16 protein-coding genes are annotated in these 14,871 nt (G+C 48.6%); 11 read left to right on the top strand and 5 right to left on the bottom strand.

All coding sequences use genetic code 11. The features are described 5' to 3' along the window. Positions 1-114 precede the first annotated feature (114 nt). From ACWA5Z_RS06910 to tldD, 9 genes are all read left to right on the top strand, one after another. Positions 115-909, top strand: a complete 795-nt coding sequence (locus tag ACWA5Z_RS06910; protein WP_431050879.1) for an ATP-binding cassette domain-containing protein — start codon at positions 115-117, stop codon at positions 907-909. Then, a complete protein-coding gene (gene mlaE, locus ACWA5Z_RS06915; protein WP_431050881.1) occupies positions 906-1,691 on the top strand; it encodes a lipid asymmetry maintenance ABC transporter permease subunit MlaE in 786 nt (261 codons plus the stop codon). The genes ACWA5Z_RS06910 and mlaE overlap by 4 nt, the downstream gene beginning before the upstream one ends. A 37-nt stretch (positions 1,692-1,728) precedes the next feature. Next, positions 1,729-2,232: an outer membrane lipid asymmetry maintenance protein MlaD gene (gene mlaD / locus ACWA5Z_RS06920; protein WP_431050883.1), complete on the top strand. Its 504-nt coding sequence runs from the start codon at positions 1,729-1,731 to the stop codon at positions 2,230-2,232. Between the two features lie 29 nt (positions 2,233-2,261). Next, positions 2,262-2,903, top strand: coding sequence for a phospholipid-binding protein MlaC (mlaC, locus tag ACWA5Z_RS06925; RefSeq protein WP_431050887.1), 642 nt, complete (start codon positions 2,262-2,264; stop codon positions 2,901-2,903). A gap of 8 nt (positions 2,904-2,911) precedes the next feature. Continuing rightward, positions 2,912-3,241, top strand: a complete 330-nt coding sequence (locus tag ACWA5Z_RS06930) for an STAS domain-containing protein (protein WP_431050889.1) — start codon at positions 2,912-2,914, stop codon at positions 3,239-3,241. A gap of 61 nt (positions 3,242-3,302) precedes the next feature. Then, complete coding sequence (locus ACWA5Z_RS06935) at positions 3,303-3,557, top strand: BolA family protein (protein WP_431054307.1); 255 nt, start codon at positions 3,303-3,305, stop codon at positions 3,555-3,557. A gap of 27 nt (positions 3,558-3,584) precedes the next feature. Then, on the top strand, positions 3,585-4,862 hold the full coding sequence (gene murA, locus ACWA5Z_RS06940) for a UDP-N-acetylglucosamine 1-carboxyvinyltransferase (protein ID WP_431050891.1): 1,278 nt from the start codon (positions 3,585-3,587) through the stop codon (positions 4,860-4,862). A gap of 184 nt (positions 4,863-5,046) precedes the next feature. Further along, positions 5,047-6,525 (top strand): ribonuclease G, encoded by a 1,479-nt coding sequence (rng, locus tag ACWA5Z_RS06945; protein WP_431050893.1) that lies wholly within the window; start codon positions 5,047-5,049, stop codon positions 6,523-6,525. Positions 6,526-6,633: 108 nt separating this feature from the next. Further along, on the top strand, positions 6,634-8,079 hold the full coding sequence (tldD, locus tag ACWA5Z_RS06950; protein WP_431054308.1) for a metalloprotease TldD: 1,446 nt from the start codon (positions 6,634-6,636) through the stop codon (positions 8,077-8,079). On the opposite strand, the gene ACWA5Z_RS06955 is transcribed toward tldD, so the two are convergent. After that, positions 8,076-8,312 (bottom strand): recombinase RecA, encoded by a 237-nt coding sequence (locus ACWA5Z_RS06955; RefSeq protein WP_431050895.1) that lies wholly within the window; start codon positions 8,310-8,312, stop codon positions 8,076-8,078. The two genes, tldD and ACWA5Z_RS06955, sit on opposite strands and share 4 nt — an antisense overlap. A gap of 193 nt (positions 8,313-8,505) precedes the next feature. Between ACWA5Z_RS06955 and ACWA5Z_RS06960 the strand changes: the two genes are divergently transcribed. Continuing rightward, a complete protein-coding gene (locus tag ACWA5Z_RS06960) occupies positions 8,506-9,714 on the top strand; it encodes an aspartate aminotransferase family protein (RefSeq protein WP_431050897.1) in 1,209 nt (402 codons plus the stop codon). Positions 9,715-9,758: 44 nt separating this feature from the next. Here ACWA5Z_RS06960 and mutT read toward each other — a convergent pair whose 3' ends face one another. The 3 genes from mutT to secM all read right to left on the bottom strand — a co-directional run bounded on the left by mutT (position 9,759) and on the right by secM (position 13,404). Beyond that, positions 9,759-10,190 carry an 8-oxo-dGTP diphosphatase MutT gene (gene mutT, locus ACWA5Z_RS06965; protein ID WP_431050899.1) on the bottom strand — a complete coding sequence of 144 codons (432 nt, stop codon included), beginning with the start codon at positions 10,188-10,190 and terminating at the stop codon, positions 9,759-9,761. A 53-nt stretch (positions 10,191-10,243) separates the two neighbouring features. After that, on the bottom strand, positions 10,244-12,940 hold the full coding sequence (secA, locus tag ACWA5Z_RS06970) for a preprotein translocase subunit SecA (protein ID WP_431050901.1): 2,697 nt from the start codon (positions 12,938-12,940) through the stop codon (positions 10,244-10,246). Positions 12,941-13,068: 128 nt separating this feature from the next. Continuing rightward, complete coding sequence (gene secM / locus ACWA5Z_RS06975) at positions 13,069-13,404, bottom strand: secA translation cis-regulator SecM (RefSeq protein WP_431050903.1); 336 nt, start codon at positions 13,402-13,404, stop codon at positions 13,069-13,071. 124 nt (positions 13,405-13,528) lie between these two features. Here secM and ACWA5Z_RS06980 point away from each other — a divergent pair, with 124 nt between their 5' ends. Next, on the top strand, positions 13,529-13,849 hold the full coding sequence (locus ACWA5Z_RS06980) for a DciA family protein (RefSeq protein WP_431050905.1): 321 nt from the start codon (positions 13,529-13,531) through the stop codon (positions 13,847-13,849). Between the two features lie 174 nt (positions 13,850-14,023). On the opposite strand, the gene ACWA5Z_RS06985 is transcribed toward ACWA5Z_RS06980, so the two are convergent. Continuing rightward, positions 14,024-14,869, bottom strand: a complete 846-nt coding sequence (locus ACWA5Z_RS06985) for a Dam family site-specific DNA-(adenine-N6)-methyltransferase (RefSeq protein WP_431050907.1) — start codon at positions 14,867-14,869, stop codon at positions 14,024-14,026. Positions 14,870-14,871: the final 2 nt, after the last annotated feature.

A 14,871-nucleotide genomic window follows, 5' to 3' on the forward strand; every position in this document is an offset into this window, starting at 1 on the left:
GAATATTTGACATTATGCCTAAATTCATACAAGATTCGCCCAATTGACATCCGCTGGTTGATGGGCGTGGTAAGCGCTAAATCGTGGCGGATAAGGCAGAATGCAAGGAAAAAGATGAATAAATATTTGGTGGAGGTGAAAGATCTCACCTTCAAACGCGGCTCAAGAACGATTTATCAGGGACTAAACCTGAAAGTCGAACGCGGTAAAATTACTGCGATTATGGGGCCGTCCGGAATCGGGAAAACCACCTTATTAAAATTGATTGGCGGACAACTCTATCCTGATTCGGGTGAAATTTTATTTGACGGCAGCGATATCACCCGCTTATCGAATACAAAGTTGTACCAATTACGTAAAAGAATGGGAATGTTGTTCCAGTCGGGGGCATTATTCACCGATATTTCAACCTTTGACAATGTGGCATTTCCATTGCGTGAGCACAGCAACCTGCCGGAGGCGCTGATTCGCCAGCTGGCATTGTTAAAACTGGAAGCCGTCGGTTTGCGCGGTGCGGCGGATTTAATGCCGTCGGAGCTGTCAGGCGGCATGGCGCGCCGGGTGGCATTGGCAAGAGCGGTGGCGTTGGATCCGGATTTGGTGATGTATGACGAACCTTTCACCGGGCAAGACCCGATCAGCATGGGCGTGATCGTCAGCCTGATTAAACGCCTGAATAAAACCCTGCGTTTGACGTCAATCGTGGTCTCGCATGATGTACAGGAAGTGTTGAGCATTGCCGATTATGCTTATATTGTCGCTGACCAAACCGTGATTGCCGAAGGCACGGCGCAGCAGTTACGCCAAAGCGGGGATCCGCGAGTGGTGCAGTTTTTGGCGGGTAATGAAGACGGCCCGGTGCAATTCCATTATCCGGCGAAAGCGTATATAGACGAGTTATTTGTATGATCATTGCTGCTATTTCAAAACTGGGCGCTGGGGTGATCAGCGTGTTTCGCGCCTTGGGGCGTTCGGCGTTTATGTTGTACGGCGCGTTAGTCGGCGTGCCGCAGCCGAAAAAATATTTTCCGCTGTTGGTGAAACAGTTGTATGTCTTAGGTGTGCAATCGCTGCTGATTATTTTGCTATCGGGTTTATTTATCGGCATGGTATTAGGATTGCAAGGTTATGTGGTGCTGGTCGGTTTTGCCGCCGAAAGCAGTTTGGGGCAGCTGGTGGCGCTGTCGTTATTGCGCGAACTCGGACCGGTGGTGACCGCACTTTTATTCGCCGGGCGTGCCGGGTCGGCATTGACTGCGGAAATCGGCTTAATGAAAGCGACCGAGCAACTTTCCAGTTTGGAAATGATGGCGGTTGATCCCCTGCGGCGTGTGATTTCCCCCCGTTTCTGGGCGGGAATTATTTCCATGCCGATTTTAACCGTGATTTTTGTTGCGGTCGGCATTTGGGGCGGCGCCTTGGTCGGCGTGGATTGGAAAGGCGTAGACGGCGGCAGTTTCTGGGCGGTTATGCAAAATTCGGTCAGCTGGAAAACGGATATTTTAAACGGCATGATCAAAAGTGCGGTATTTGCGATAGCGGTGGTTTGGATCGCCCTGTTTAACGGCTATGATGCCCGCCCGACATCGGAAGGAATCAGTCGCGCAACCACCAAAACCGTGGTGCACGCGTCATTAACCGTGCTGGCTTTAGATTTTATTTTAACCGCCATGATGTTCGGCGGTAATTAATTGCTTGGCGAAATGCCGGGCGTGTAAGGAAAGAAAAATGCGTCAAACCATTAAATACGAATTTTGGGTCGGATTATTTTTGTTGTTAGGTATCGCGGCGCTGGTCTTTTTGGGCTTGCGCGTCACCAACGTACAGGGCTTTAGTGATCATAAAAGTTATAATTTACAAGCAACTTTTAACAATATCGGTGGTCTTAAAGTGCGGGCGGCGGTGAAAACCGGTGGCGTCGTGATCGGACGGGTCACGGCGATTGATTTGGATCCGCAAACTTATTTGCCGAGAGTTAGCTTGAGTATCGATCAGGAATTCGACAAAATTCCCGAAACCAGCTCGCTTTCAATTAAAACCTCCGGTTTATTGGGGGAACAATATATTGCACTGAACATCGGTTTTGATGACGGCGAGGTTGCCATGCTGAAAAACGGCGATACGATTCACGATACGACCTCAGCCATGGTGTTGGAAGATTTAATCGGGCAATTTCTGTATGGAGATAAAAAAGAAACTGCCTCCGATACAACGGAAACAAAAGCAGAATAATTTTGATTATTTTGCACAGGAGAAAAGCAATGCTACACAAGATGTTTAAAAAATGGTTCGCCGCAAGTGCGGTATTATTCACCCTGTTTTTCAGCACATTGGCGGCGGCAGCGGATAATCCGTACCAATTAATGCAGCAGGCCTCGGACAAACTGTTTGCCTCGATTAGGACTAATCAGGCGAAAATTCAACAAAATCCGAATTATATGCGCACCATTGTCAAACAAGAATTAATGCCGTATGTGCATGTCAACTATGCCGGCTCGTTGGTGTTGGGGCAATATTTTAAAAGCACCACCCCGGCGCAGCGCGATCAGTTTTTTAGCGCGTTTGCCAATTTTATCGAGCAGTCTTATGCGCAAGTGTTGACTATGTATAATGACCAGCAAGTGCAAATTGAACAAGAAAAACCGATTGGTGATCAGAATATCGTCAGTATCCGAGTGAATCTGATCCAAAATAACGGTGCGGCGCCGCTTAAACTGGATTTCAAATGGCGCAAAAACACCCGCACCGGCGCATGGCAGGCATATGATATGGCGGCAGAGGGCGTGAGCATGGTCGAAACCAAGAAAAATGAGTGGAGCAACATTTTGCGCCAACAAGGGATCGACGCCCTGAGCGCGCAGATCGAGAAAAGTGCCGCTATTCCGATTAAGCTGGAAAAATAGGTGTCCGCTTGAATTTCGAATGGAATGTCAGTCAACGGCAAAACAGTTGGTCTCTGCAATTCAGTGGCGAGTTAACCCGTCGCACGTTGCTGCCGCTTTGGCAACAGCGTGCTTCGCTGTTTGCCGAAAACGCTTTTTCTTCGCCAGAGTCATGCTTATATATCGAGCTAAATCGTTTACAAATGGTGGATTCTGCCGGATTTGTGTTAATATGTGAAATTCTTCATCATTATTCGCGGCAGAGCAGGGTAAAATTGGTCGCCGTACCGCACTTGGTACGCGATTTTGCCGAATTATACGATTTGGAAGAGTGGTTAACGCCCTTTATCCAACAATAAATCACTGCCGTAGCTTAAAAGCAGCTTAAAGGAACGAAAAATACCAATGAATGCACAGGTAATAGACGCACAAGCAATCGAAGCGATTTTGCGCGAGCAACTCAATTTGGATGAGGTTTTTGTCAGTGGCGAAAATGCCCATTTTAATGTGATCGCAGTGAGTGATGACTTCGCCTCCATCAGTAAAGTTAAGCAACAGCAACTGATTTATGCGCCGTTAATGCAATATATTTCAAGCAATGAAATTCATGCGCTTTCAATCAAAACCTTCACCGTTGCCAAATGGCAGCAAGCACGGTTATTGAACGGTCTTTAATTTATTTCGGATTTTCAAGGAGAACTCATGGAAAAGTTTCGTATTTACGGCAAAAGCTGTTTAAAAGGCAGTGTTGATATTTCAGGCGCAAAAAATGCGGCATTACCGATTTTGTTTGCTGCGATTTTGGCAGAAGAGCCAGTCACTCTGACCAATGTACCGGACTTGAAAGATGTGTCAACCACGCTGAAAATTTTGAAAAAATTGGGTGTGACGGTTGAGAAAAAAGACAAAAATAGCGTTTATCTCGACGCTTCGAATATCAATAATTTTGTGACGCCGTATGAGTTGGTGAAAACCATGCGCGCCTCGATTTGGGCGCTAGCCCCGCTAGTGGCGCGCTTTTGCCAAGGGCAGGTTTCTTTGCCGGGCGGCTGTTCGATTGGCACGCGTCCGGTCGATTTGCACATTTCCGGTTTGGAAAAATTGGGTGCCAAAATCAAACTGGAAGACGGTTATGTCAAAGCCTTTGTGGACGGGCGTTTGAAAGGCGCCAATATCATGATGGACAAAATCAGCGTCGGCGCAACCTTGTCGGTGATGATGGCGGCGACCTTAGCCAAAGGCACGACGATTATCGAAAATGCCGCGCGTGAACCGGAAATCACCGATACCGCACTTTTCCTGAACAAACTGGGTGCGAAGATCAGCGGCGCCGGCACGGATTTAATCACCGTTGAAGGCGTTGAACGTTTGGGTGGCGGCGAACACCATGTGATTCCGGATCGAATCGAAACCGGTACTTTCTTAGTGGCGGCGGCGATTTCCGGCGGGCGCATTGTTTGCCGTGGCACGCGTGCCTCAACGTTAGACGCAGTCATCGAAAAACTGCGTGAAGCCGGTGCGCAAATCGATATTAGCGAAGATACAATCACCTTGGATATGCTGGGCTACCGTCCAAGAGCGGTCAATGTGCGCACCGCACCGCACCCGGGTTTCCCGACCGATATGCAGGCGCAATTCACCTTATTGAATATGGTGGCGGAAGGTACGGGCATTATCACCGAAACAATCTTCGAAAACCGTTTTATGCACATTCCGGAATTAATCCGCATGGGTGCGAAAGCCGATATCGAAGGCAACACCGCGATTTGTTACGGCGTGGCGAATCTGAACGGTGCCGAAGTGATGGCGACCGATTTGCGCGCCTCCGCCAGTTTGGTACTGGCAGGTTGTATCGCCAACGGTGAAACCGTGGTTGATCGGATTTATCATATCGATCGCGGCTATGAGCATATCGAAGAAAAATTGCGTGGTTTAGGGGCGCGTATCGAGCGTTTTTCTGAAGCGGAAAGTGAAGAATAATAAAAACAGCTTGGCGGACTAACTGACTGAAAACCCGACTTGTTCGGGTTTTCTTTTGCGCATTTCTTTTGTGTAAGTTCACAATAACTGAAAAATAACCTGCCTAAACTCAAATCCGATTTCTGCCAAGTGCGGTTTTACGATAGAATACAACGAATTAATTTTTAAATTTAGCAGGTAATGTATGACCTCAAGCGTAGAATTATTGGTGAACGTCACACCAAATGAAACCCGGATTGCGTTACTCGATACCGGGGTGTTAAAAGAAGTGCATATTGAGCGCGAAGCCAAACGTGGCTTGGTCGGCAATATTTATAAAGGGCGGATTATGCGCGTGCTGCCCGGTATGCAATCGGCGTTTGTCGATATCGGCTTGGAAAAAGCCGCCTTTTTGCACGCCTCGGATATTGTATCGCACACCGAATGTGTTGATGAGTCGGAAAAGAAGCAGTTTATCGTCAAAGACATCAGCGAACTGGTGCGTGAAGGGCAGGATATTGTGGTGCAAGTGGTGAAAGATCCGCTCGGCACCAAAGGCGCGCGTTTGACCACTGACATTACCTTGCCGTCGCGTTATTTGGTATTTATGCCGGAAAATAGCCATGTCGGGGTGTCACAGCGGATTGAAAGCGAAGAAGAACGCGCGCGCTTGAAAGCGTTGGTGGAAGGCTATTGCGACGAACTGGGCGGTTTTATCGTACGCACCGCCTCGGAGGGCTGTTCGGAAGAAGAATTGCAACAAGATGCGCAATTTCTCAAGCGTTTATGGCGCAAAGTGATGGAACGCAAAAGCAAATATCCGACCCGTTCCATGCTGTACGGTGAACTGGCGCTGGCACAACGCGTTTTGCGTGATTTTGTCGGCACACAGATTGATCTGATTCGGATCGATTCCAAACTGACTTATCAGGAAGTACAAACTTTCACCCAAGAATTTATGCCGGAGCTGACCAACCGCTTGTCGCTGTATGTCGGCAACCAACCGCTGTTTGATCTTTACGGTGTGGAAAATGCCATCCAGCGCGGTTTGGAAAAACGCGTCAATCTGAAATCCGGCGGTTACCTGATTATCGAGCAGACCGAAGCGATGACCACGATTGATATCAACACCGGCGCATTTGTCGGACATCGTAATCTGGAAGAGACCATTTTCAACACCAATGTCGAAGCCACGCAAACCATTGCACAGCAACTGCAACTGCGTAATCTGGGCGGCATTATCATTATCGATTTTATCGATATGCAGAGCGAGGAACACCGCGAACGGGTGTTACAATCGCTGAATGAAGCGTTATCCAGTGACCGGGTCAAAACCAACGTTAACGGTTTCACTCAGTTAGGCTTGGTGGAGATGACGCGCAAACGCACCCGTGAAAGCTTGGAACACGTTTTGTGTACCGAATGTCCGGCGTGTAAAGGGCGCGGCAGTTTGAAAACGGTGGAAACCGTCAGTTATGAAATTGTGCGCGAAATCGTGCGGATTCATCACCAATACGACAGCGAACAATTTTTGGTCTATGCCTCAAGAGCGGTGGCGGACTATCTGATTAACGAAGAAGCGCACGGGATTTTAGCCGAATTGGAAGTGTTTATCGGCAAACAAGTGCAAATCAAAACCGAAGTATTTTATAACCAAGAACAATTTGATGTCGTAATCATGTAAACTGCGCCATAAAATGGCTTCTGCGTTTTTATTTCCCTCTCTCCGCATGCGGAGGGAGGCGACGGCATTATCACATTCATCCAAAACGAGAATTTCATGCAAAACCCAATTTTAAACAACGTATCTGCAACTTTGTTGGAAGCAAGCCAACTCAGCGTGGCACAGCTCGCCAATATTCTGGATCAATTTTCCGCACGCGAAATCGACTATGCCGATCTCTATTTCCAATCCTCGACCGATGAAAATTGGGTGTTGGAAGACGGCATTATCAAAGAGGGCGGATTTCATATTGATCGCGGCGTGGGCGTGCGGGCGGTCAGCGGCGAAAAAACCGGGTTTGCCTATGCCGACCAAATCAACCTCAACCAATTACAACAATGTGTTGACGCAACCAAAGGCATTGCACGGGCGACGCAATCGCAAATCACCCCGATTATTTTAAAACCGACTTTAGCGGAAATGCGCTATGCGGTGATCAATCCGCTGCAAAGCCTCAGCCGTGAGAAAAAAATCGAGCTGTTGCATTTGATTGATAAAACCGCACGCGCCGAAGATCCGCGTGTGATTCAAGTCTCCGCCAGTATCAGTTCGCTCTACGAAGAAATGTTGGTTGCGGCAACCGACGGCACGCTGGCAGCGGATATTCGTCCGCTCATCCGTCTGTCGGTTTCAGTGTTGGTGGAACAGGACGGCAAACGCCAAAGCGGTAGCGCAGGAGCCGGCGGGCGTTTTGGTTTGGATTGGTTGTTACAAGATTACCAAGGCGTAAGCCGTGCAGTGTGGTTTGCCAAAGAAGCGGTGCGTCAGGCGTTAGTCAAGCTAAGTGCGGTACAAGCGCCGGCGGGCATGATGCCGGTGGTGCTGGGCGCAGGCTGGCCGGGCGTATTATTGCACGAAGCGGTCGGACACGGTTTAGAGGGGGATTTCAACCGTAAAAAATCCTCGCTGTTCAGCGGTAAAATCGGCGAATTGGTGACTTCACCACTGTGTACGATTATTGATGACGGCACGCTTGCCGACCGTCGCGGTTCGTTGACGGTGGATGACGAAGGTGTACCTAGCCAACGCAATGTGTTGATCGAAAACGGCATATTGAAAGGGTATATGCAAGATAAACTGAATGCGCGCTTAATGGGCGTTGCCCCGACCGGCAACGGACGGCGTGAATCTTATGCGCACTTGCCAATGCCGCGCATGACCAATACCTATATGCTTGCCGGGGAAAACAAATTCGATGAGCTGATTGCCTCGGTTGACAACGGCATTTATGCACCGCACTTTGGCGGCGGGCAAGTGGATATTACCTCCGGCAAATTCGTGTTTTCCGCTTCCGAAGCCTACCTGATCGAAAACGGCAAAATCACCAAACCCGTGGTCGGTGCAACCCTGATCGGCAGCGGTATTGAGGTGATGCAAAACATCTCCATGGTCGCCGACGAAAGCGAGCTTGATCCGGGGATCGGCGTCTGCGGCAAAGAGGGGCAAAGCGTACCGGTCGGCGTGGGACAACCGGCATTGAAAATCGATAATATCACCGTTGGCGGCACTAGCTAGCTTTCCCGCTTAGCCAATGCAATGGCGGCATTGATCGCCGCCTTTGCTTGCGGACTGTTTTTCCAACAGGAACTGCCCATTGCCGCAGAAATTTGCCGGCAAATATCGTCAGTTTTTTCCTTGGCGAGCTGCTCAAACGAATAAATTCCAAGCTGTTCCAAGCGTTCAATCACGGTTAAGCCGACATATTTCAACTGTAACAATTGGCTTTTCTCTTGTTCCGAAAAATGCATACCGTTCCCCCTATCAGATTTAAATCGACTGATTTTTATCCAAGTATGGCATAAGCAAGCGAGAAAGCACAAGACGATTGCAATCGTTATCAAATTACCTATTGATAAGCGCTGCAAATCGTTTTATGTTAGGCAAAGAATTGCACCGCACTTTAGTTGACAGCATGAGTTAAAGGATAGAAAAGGAACAATCATGACACAATATACCAGAGCAACCTTTGATCAAGTTTTGATCCAAAATTATACCCCTGCGGATTTTATTCCGGTGCGTGGCAAGGGCAGTACGGTTTGGGATCAAGCGGGAAAAGACTATATTGATTTCACCAGTGGCGTGGCGGTCAATTCATTGGGGCATTGCCCCGACGAGGTGGTGGCGGTGCTGAAACGGCAGGGCGAAACCCTGTGGCATTCAAGTAACTGGTTCACCAGCGAACCGGCGTTGGAACTTGCCTCAAAACTGATCGAAAAAACCTTCGCCGAGCGGGTAATGTTTGCCAATTCAGGGGCGGAAGCGAATGAAGCCGCATTGAAATTGGCGCGCCGTTATGCGGTCGATCATTTCGGTTATCAAAAAAGCAAAATCATCTCGTTTAAGCAAAGTTTCCACGGCAGAACGCTGTTTACCGTCAGCGTCGGCGGACAGCCGAAATATTCCGACGGCTTCGGACCGAAACTGGCGGACATTGTACATGTGCCGTTCAATGATTTAAGTGCGGTCAAAGCCGTGATTGATGACCACACTTGTGCGGTGATTATCGAGCCGGTGCAAGGCGAAAGCGGCGTTTTACCGGCGCAACGTGAATTCCTGCAAGGTTTGCGCGAACTGTGTGATCAATATCAGGCGTTACTGATTTTTGATGAAGTGCAAACAGGCTTAGGGCGAACCGGCGAATTTTTCGCGTATATGCATTACGGCGTGGTGCCGGATATTTTGACTTCAGCCAAAGCGTTGGCGAACGGTTTTCCAATCAGTGCGATGTTGACTACCGATAAAATCGCGAAAAGTTTCTCGCCGGGCGTGCACGGCACCACTTTTGGCGGCAATCCGCTGGCGTGTGCGGTCGGCAACAAAGTAGTGGACATCATCAGCCAACCGCACTTTTTGCAACAGGTGCGGCAACGCTCAGCCCAGCTGATTGAACGACTTGAGGCAATCAATCAAAAAGCGAAAATCTTCAACTGTGTGCGTGGCTTAGGCTTGTTAATCGGCGCGGAATTAAGCGCGCAATATCAGGATAAAGCGGCAGAACTGCGCAGCAAAGCCAATGATTTCGGTGTGATGTTGCTGGTTGCCGGCCCAAACGTGTTGCGTTTTGCCCCTGCACTGAATATCAGCGATACCGAATTCGAGTTAGGTATGCAGCGATTTGAGCAGATGGTGAATTCGTTAGTGGCGCCCTAATGCGGCATGACAGGGGCATTTTGATATGCCCCTTTTTCAATCCGCTATTTTTCGCTTAATAACCGCTCGATAATTTTTTTATTTGCCGGCGGAAATTGCCCATGGTCGAGGGCGTGTTGTTCGATCCAAAAGCCATCTTGTCCCTCACGTCCGAACGGCTGGTTTAGCCACTCTTCGACCAAGTAAAAACTCAGCTCAATCACCTTTTTCGGGTATTCAAACTGAAAACGTTCATACAGTTTGGTGTTTAGCACCATAATGCCGATCTCTTCTTCCAGTTCGCGTTTTAATGCCTGTTCTTCACTCTCATTGTCTTCGACTTTGCCGCCGGGAAACTCCCAGCTTTGGGCGAAATCTTTGCCTTCTAAACGACGGGTGAGAAAAATCTGTTTGAATTCGTTACGGATAATCCCGACAGCGACTTTAATCAGTGGTTTTGCTTGCGGTTGGTTGGCAAGTGCGGTTTGTGTCGTCATGATCTTTCCTGTATTAAAAATGGGGCAAGCCGCCCCATTATAATAGATTCATCTTATTTAATCTTGCCGTGACAGTATTTGTATTTTTTACCGGAGCCGCATGGGCATGGCGCATTGCGGCTGACTTTTGCCACTTCACCGTTTTCATCCTGCGATTTTGCCTCATCGCCATGTTGGTGATATTGCATGGCTTCTGCTTGGCGTTCTGCGGCTTCGCGGCGCAGACGCTCGGCTTCTTCCACTTCTTCCTGAGTGCGGACTTGCACTTTGCTCAGGGTGCTGATCACCGTGGATTTCAGGGTGTCTAACATCTCGGTAAACATCTGGAACGACTCTTTTTTGTATTCTTGCTTCGGATCTTTCTGAGCATAACCGCGCAAGTGAATGCCACGGCGCAGATGATCCATCGCCGCCAGATGTTCTTTCCATAATTCATCCAAAATTTGTAACATCACGCCTTTTTCAAAGGCGCGCATATTGTCCGCACCGACCAATTCGACTTTGCGTTCATGCTCGGCGACTGCCGCCGCTAAAATACGTTCGCGCAGGGTTTCTTCATGCAAATTGTTGTCTTCTTCCAACCATTTGCCAATCGGTAAATCTAAGGCAAAGTCGGTTTTCAGGCGCTGTTCCAAACCGTCGATGTTCCACATTTCTTCCAATGATTGCGGCGGAATATACTGGTCGATGGTGTTGTTGAACACATCTTGACGAATCACGTTGATCGTCTCGGAAATATCGTCGTGATCTAACAAATCATTGCGCTGGGTATAAATCGCGTGACGCTGATCATTGGCGACATCATCGAATTGCAACAGGTTTTTCCGTCCGTCAAAGTTGTGTGATTCCACTTTGGCTTGCGCACTGGCGATCACTTTTGCCAACAGCTTGGATTCCATTGCCTCGCCCGGCTCGCTGAAGGCTTTGCGCATCATATTCAGCTTGCCTTCGTTCAGATAAATCCGCATTAAAGCGTCATCTAACGACAAATAGAAACGGGAGGAGCCCGGGTCGCCCTGACGCCCGGAACGACCGCGCAGCTGGTTGTCGATCCGACGCGATTCATGGCGTTCGGTGCCGATAATATGCAAGCCGCCGGCTTCGGTCACAATTTTATTGCGTTCCGCCCAGTCAGCTTTGATTTTGGCAATCTGCTCTTCCGTTGGATTTTCCAGTTTGGCGATTTCCGCCTTCCAGTTTCCACCCAACACGATGTCCGTACCACGTCCCGCCATATTGGTGGCGATGGTGACCGCACCCGGCACACCGGCATCCGCCACGATTTCCGCTTCTTGTGCATGGAATTTGGCGTTCAGCACGTTATGTTTGATCCCGGCTTTGGTTAGGGTTTTTGATAACAATTCTGATTTTTCGATCGAAATTGTACCGACCAACACCGGCTGATTACGTGCAATCGCTTCTTTAATATCGGCGACAATCGCGGCGAATTTGTCTTCTTCGTTTTTGTACATTAAATCGGTGCGGTCATCGCGGATCATCGGTTTGTTGGTTGGCACCACCACGGTTTCCAATCCGTAAATTTGTTGGAACTCAAAGGCTTCGGTGTCTGCCGTGCCGGTCATCCCAGCCAGTTTTTCATACAGACGGAAATAGTTTTGATAGGTGATCGACGCGGTGGTTTGGTTTTCGCTTTGAATTTGTACGTTTTCTTTCGCTTCGATCGCTTGGTGCAAGCCTTCCGACCAGCGGCGGCCTTGCATAGTGCGCCCGGTGTGTTCATCCACAATCACGATTTCGCCGTCTTTGACGATATAATCCACATTGCGTTCAAACAGGGTATGCGCACGCAACGCCGCATAAACGTGGTGCAACAAGCTGACTTTCGACGGCGAATACAGTGAATCGCCTTCTTTCATCAAACCGGCTTCGATTAATAAATTTTCGATTTTTTCCTGACCGCGTTCGGTTAAAAACGCCTGTTTATTTTTCAAGTCAAGCGTGTAATCGCCGTCGCCTTGATATTCCTCGCTGTCTTCTTTTTCTTGGAACACCAGCTTCGGAATCAATTTATCAATCGCAATATACAAATCGGAGCTGTCTTCCGCTTGTCCGGAAATAATCAACGGCGTACGCGCTTCGTCGATTAAAATCGAATCGACCTCATCGACCAAGGCATAATATAACGGACGCTGGAAACGGTCTTGCGGCGAATGCGCCAAGTTATCGCGCAGGTAGTCAAAACCCAGTTCGCTGTTGGTGGCGTAGGTGATATCGGCGGCGTAGGCGGCGCGTTTTTGTTCCGGCGCTAATCCGGGGATATTGACGCCGACGGTCAAGCCTAAAAATTCAAACAGCGGACGGTTGGTCTCCGCATCGCGGCGCGCCAAATAATCATTGACGGTGACCACGTGCACGCCGCGCCCGGTCAAGGCATTTAAATAGCAAGGCAGGGTTGCGGTCAAGGTTTTGCCTTCCCCGGTGCGCATTTCGGCGATACAACGATCATTCAAGATCATGCCGCCGACTAATTGCACATCAAACGGACGCATGCCGAGTGTGCGTTGGCTTGCTTCGCGCACGGTGGCAAAGGCTTCCGGCAGGATTTTATCGAGGGTTTCGCCTTGTGCTAAACGGGCTTTGAATTCCGCGGTTTTGGCTTTCAGCTCTTCATCGCTCAGGGCTTGGTATTGCGCTTCCAGTTGGTTGATTTGTTGAACGCGTTTGTTGAGGCGGCGCAGAATACGATCATTACGGCTGCCGAAAATTTTGGTTGCAATGGCTTTAAACATAATACTTTTCTATCTCTTTTTAAATGACTTAAATCGGGCTTTGCCGGGCGAATGAAGGATACAAAAACCGCACTTTGCTCAGTGCGATCGCCATTCAGGCGCAATCGGCAAAAATAGTGAATAACTTATCATGAGAAGGAAAAGTGCGGTCCGGCGCGGATTGGCGGTACCGCTTTAACCGTGTCACCTATTAACGCTTGTTTTTCAACAAACAAATGTTGTGAAGGTGTGTGCCGGATCCGTTGCTGTAGCTGGATTTGGCGCTGTTGTTGCTGATAAAACAACGGGGCAAGCGGTTTTTGTTGCTCGCTTTGTTGCAGTTGATAGGCTTGGCTATAAGTTTGTTGCTCTTGTGTCGGATTAGCTTGGAGCGGCAACGACAAAATCGCCAACATTCCCAACAGGAATTGTGACCAAAAGTGCGGTTTACGAGCGGATTTGTTGTAGCCTCGAAACAGATTCATCAACGATATTGCCTAAGCTGGTGTGAAAGCAGGATTGCTAAAAATGTGTGTTATTATAGAACATCACTGAGCCTATGTCATACATATCGGGACAAATTAGGGAAAAACAAGCGGAAAAACAGCCATGAAGCCAAATAAAACCCGTCAAAATAAAATGAAAAATATTCAGCAGTTGGTTGAGCAGAGTTCGTTTGCTGAAATCGCCCGTCGGGCGCTCTTTCTGGGCGATCTGAATAATCAGTTGCAGCAGCGTTTTCCAGACGTTTTCCGCGGGCGTTTTCGGGTCGCGACGATTCGTGATGAGGTGATTTACTGCGAGGTGCAAAACGCCAGTTTAAAGCAGGGGATTTTGTTCCGTCAGGCTGAGTTGTTGGCATTGGCGCAAGAGGTGTTTCCGCAAGCAACGAGATTGGAATTTAAGATTAATCCGGAGTTGGCGGGGTGATTTTTTTTCATTCATCTAAAATTAAATTATCGTGTTTCGCCGAGAGGCGAAATAGCGATAGTGATTAAAAAAAGTCGCCATCGGCGAAACCCGATAGACAATTTTCAGCGGAAAGTAAAAAGACAAAGTGCGGTCGCCGACGAGGCGAAAAACAGTAGTGATAAATGCAAACTGTTATCTGTGCTTAAACACCGCAATCAACTCATTCACCTTACTGCGGTTTTCGCCATTTTGGCTGATGTGGCGTTGGACGATCAGTTTCTTAAATCTCGCGCCTTGATAAATTTCACGCGTGAATGGCGTGTCGTGGTTAGAGATCACCACCGAAGTGCGGTGTTGTTCGGCGCACTGTTTGGCGAGGTCCGCCAGTTCTTGCTGTTGCGCTAAACTGAAACCGTTACCGGCATAGTGGGTGAAATTCGAGAGCTGTTGCAATGGCGCATAGGGCGGATCACAGTAAACTACACTGTCATGGCTGGCGAGTTCAAAGCTGCTTTGAAAGGTTGCACAGTGAAAGCTGGCGTGTTGCGCTTTATGGCTGAAATAGCGGATTTCAGTTTCGGGAAAATAGGGTTTCACATAGGCGCCGAACGGCACGTTAAACAAGCCTTTGCTGTTGTAGCGGCACAAACCGTTGTAGCCGAAACGGTTGAGATATACAAACAGCGCTGAGCGCACAAAAATATCTGAAGTGCGGTTGAATTCATCGCGTTGGCGGTAGTAAAACTCCGCGCTGTTGGCATTGGGGTGGCGAAACAGCTTGGTACTTTCCGCCACAAAATGATCAACATCGGTTTTTACCACGTTGAACAGATTAATCAGATCAGGATTCAGATCTGCCAGAATATACCGTTTAAAATTGGAATTTAAAAACACCGAACCTGCGCCGACAAACGGCTCAATCAGAATCGGTTTGTTTTTGGGCAATAGCTTGTTGATTTCATCGGTCAGGCGAAATTTACCGCCCGCCCATTTTAAAAACGGGCGGTGTTTTGGCAAGCGGTTAGCGGATACTGGCATTT

This window comes from Testudinibacter sp. P80/BLE/0925, from assembly GCF_053570785.1.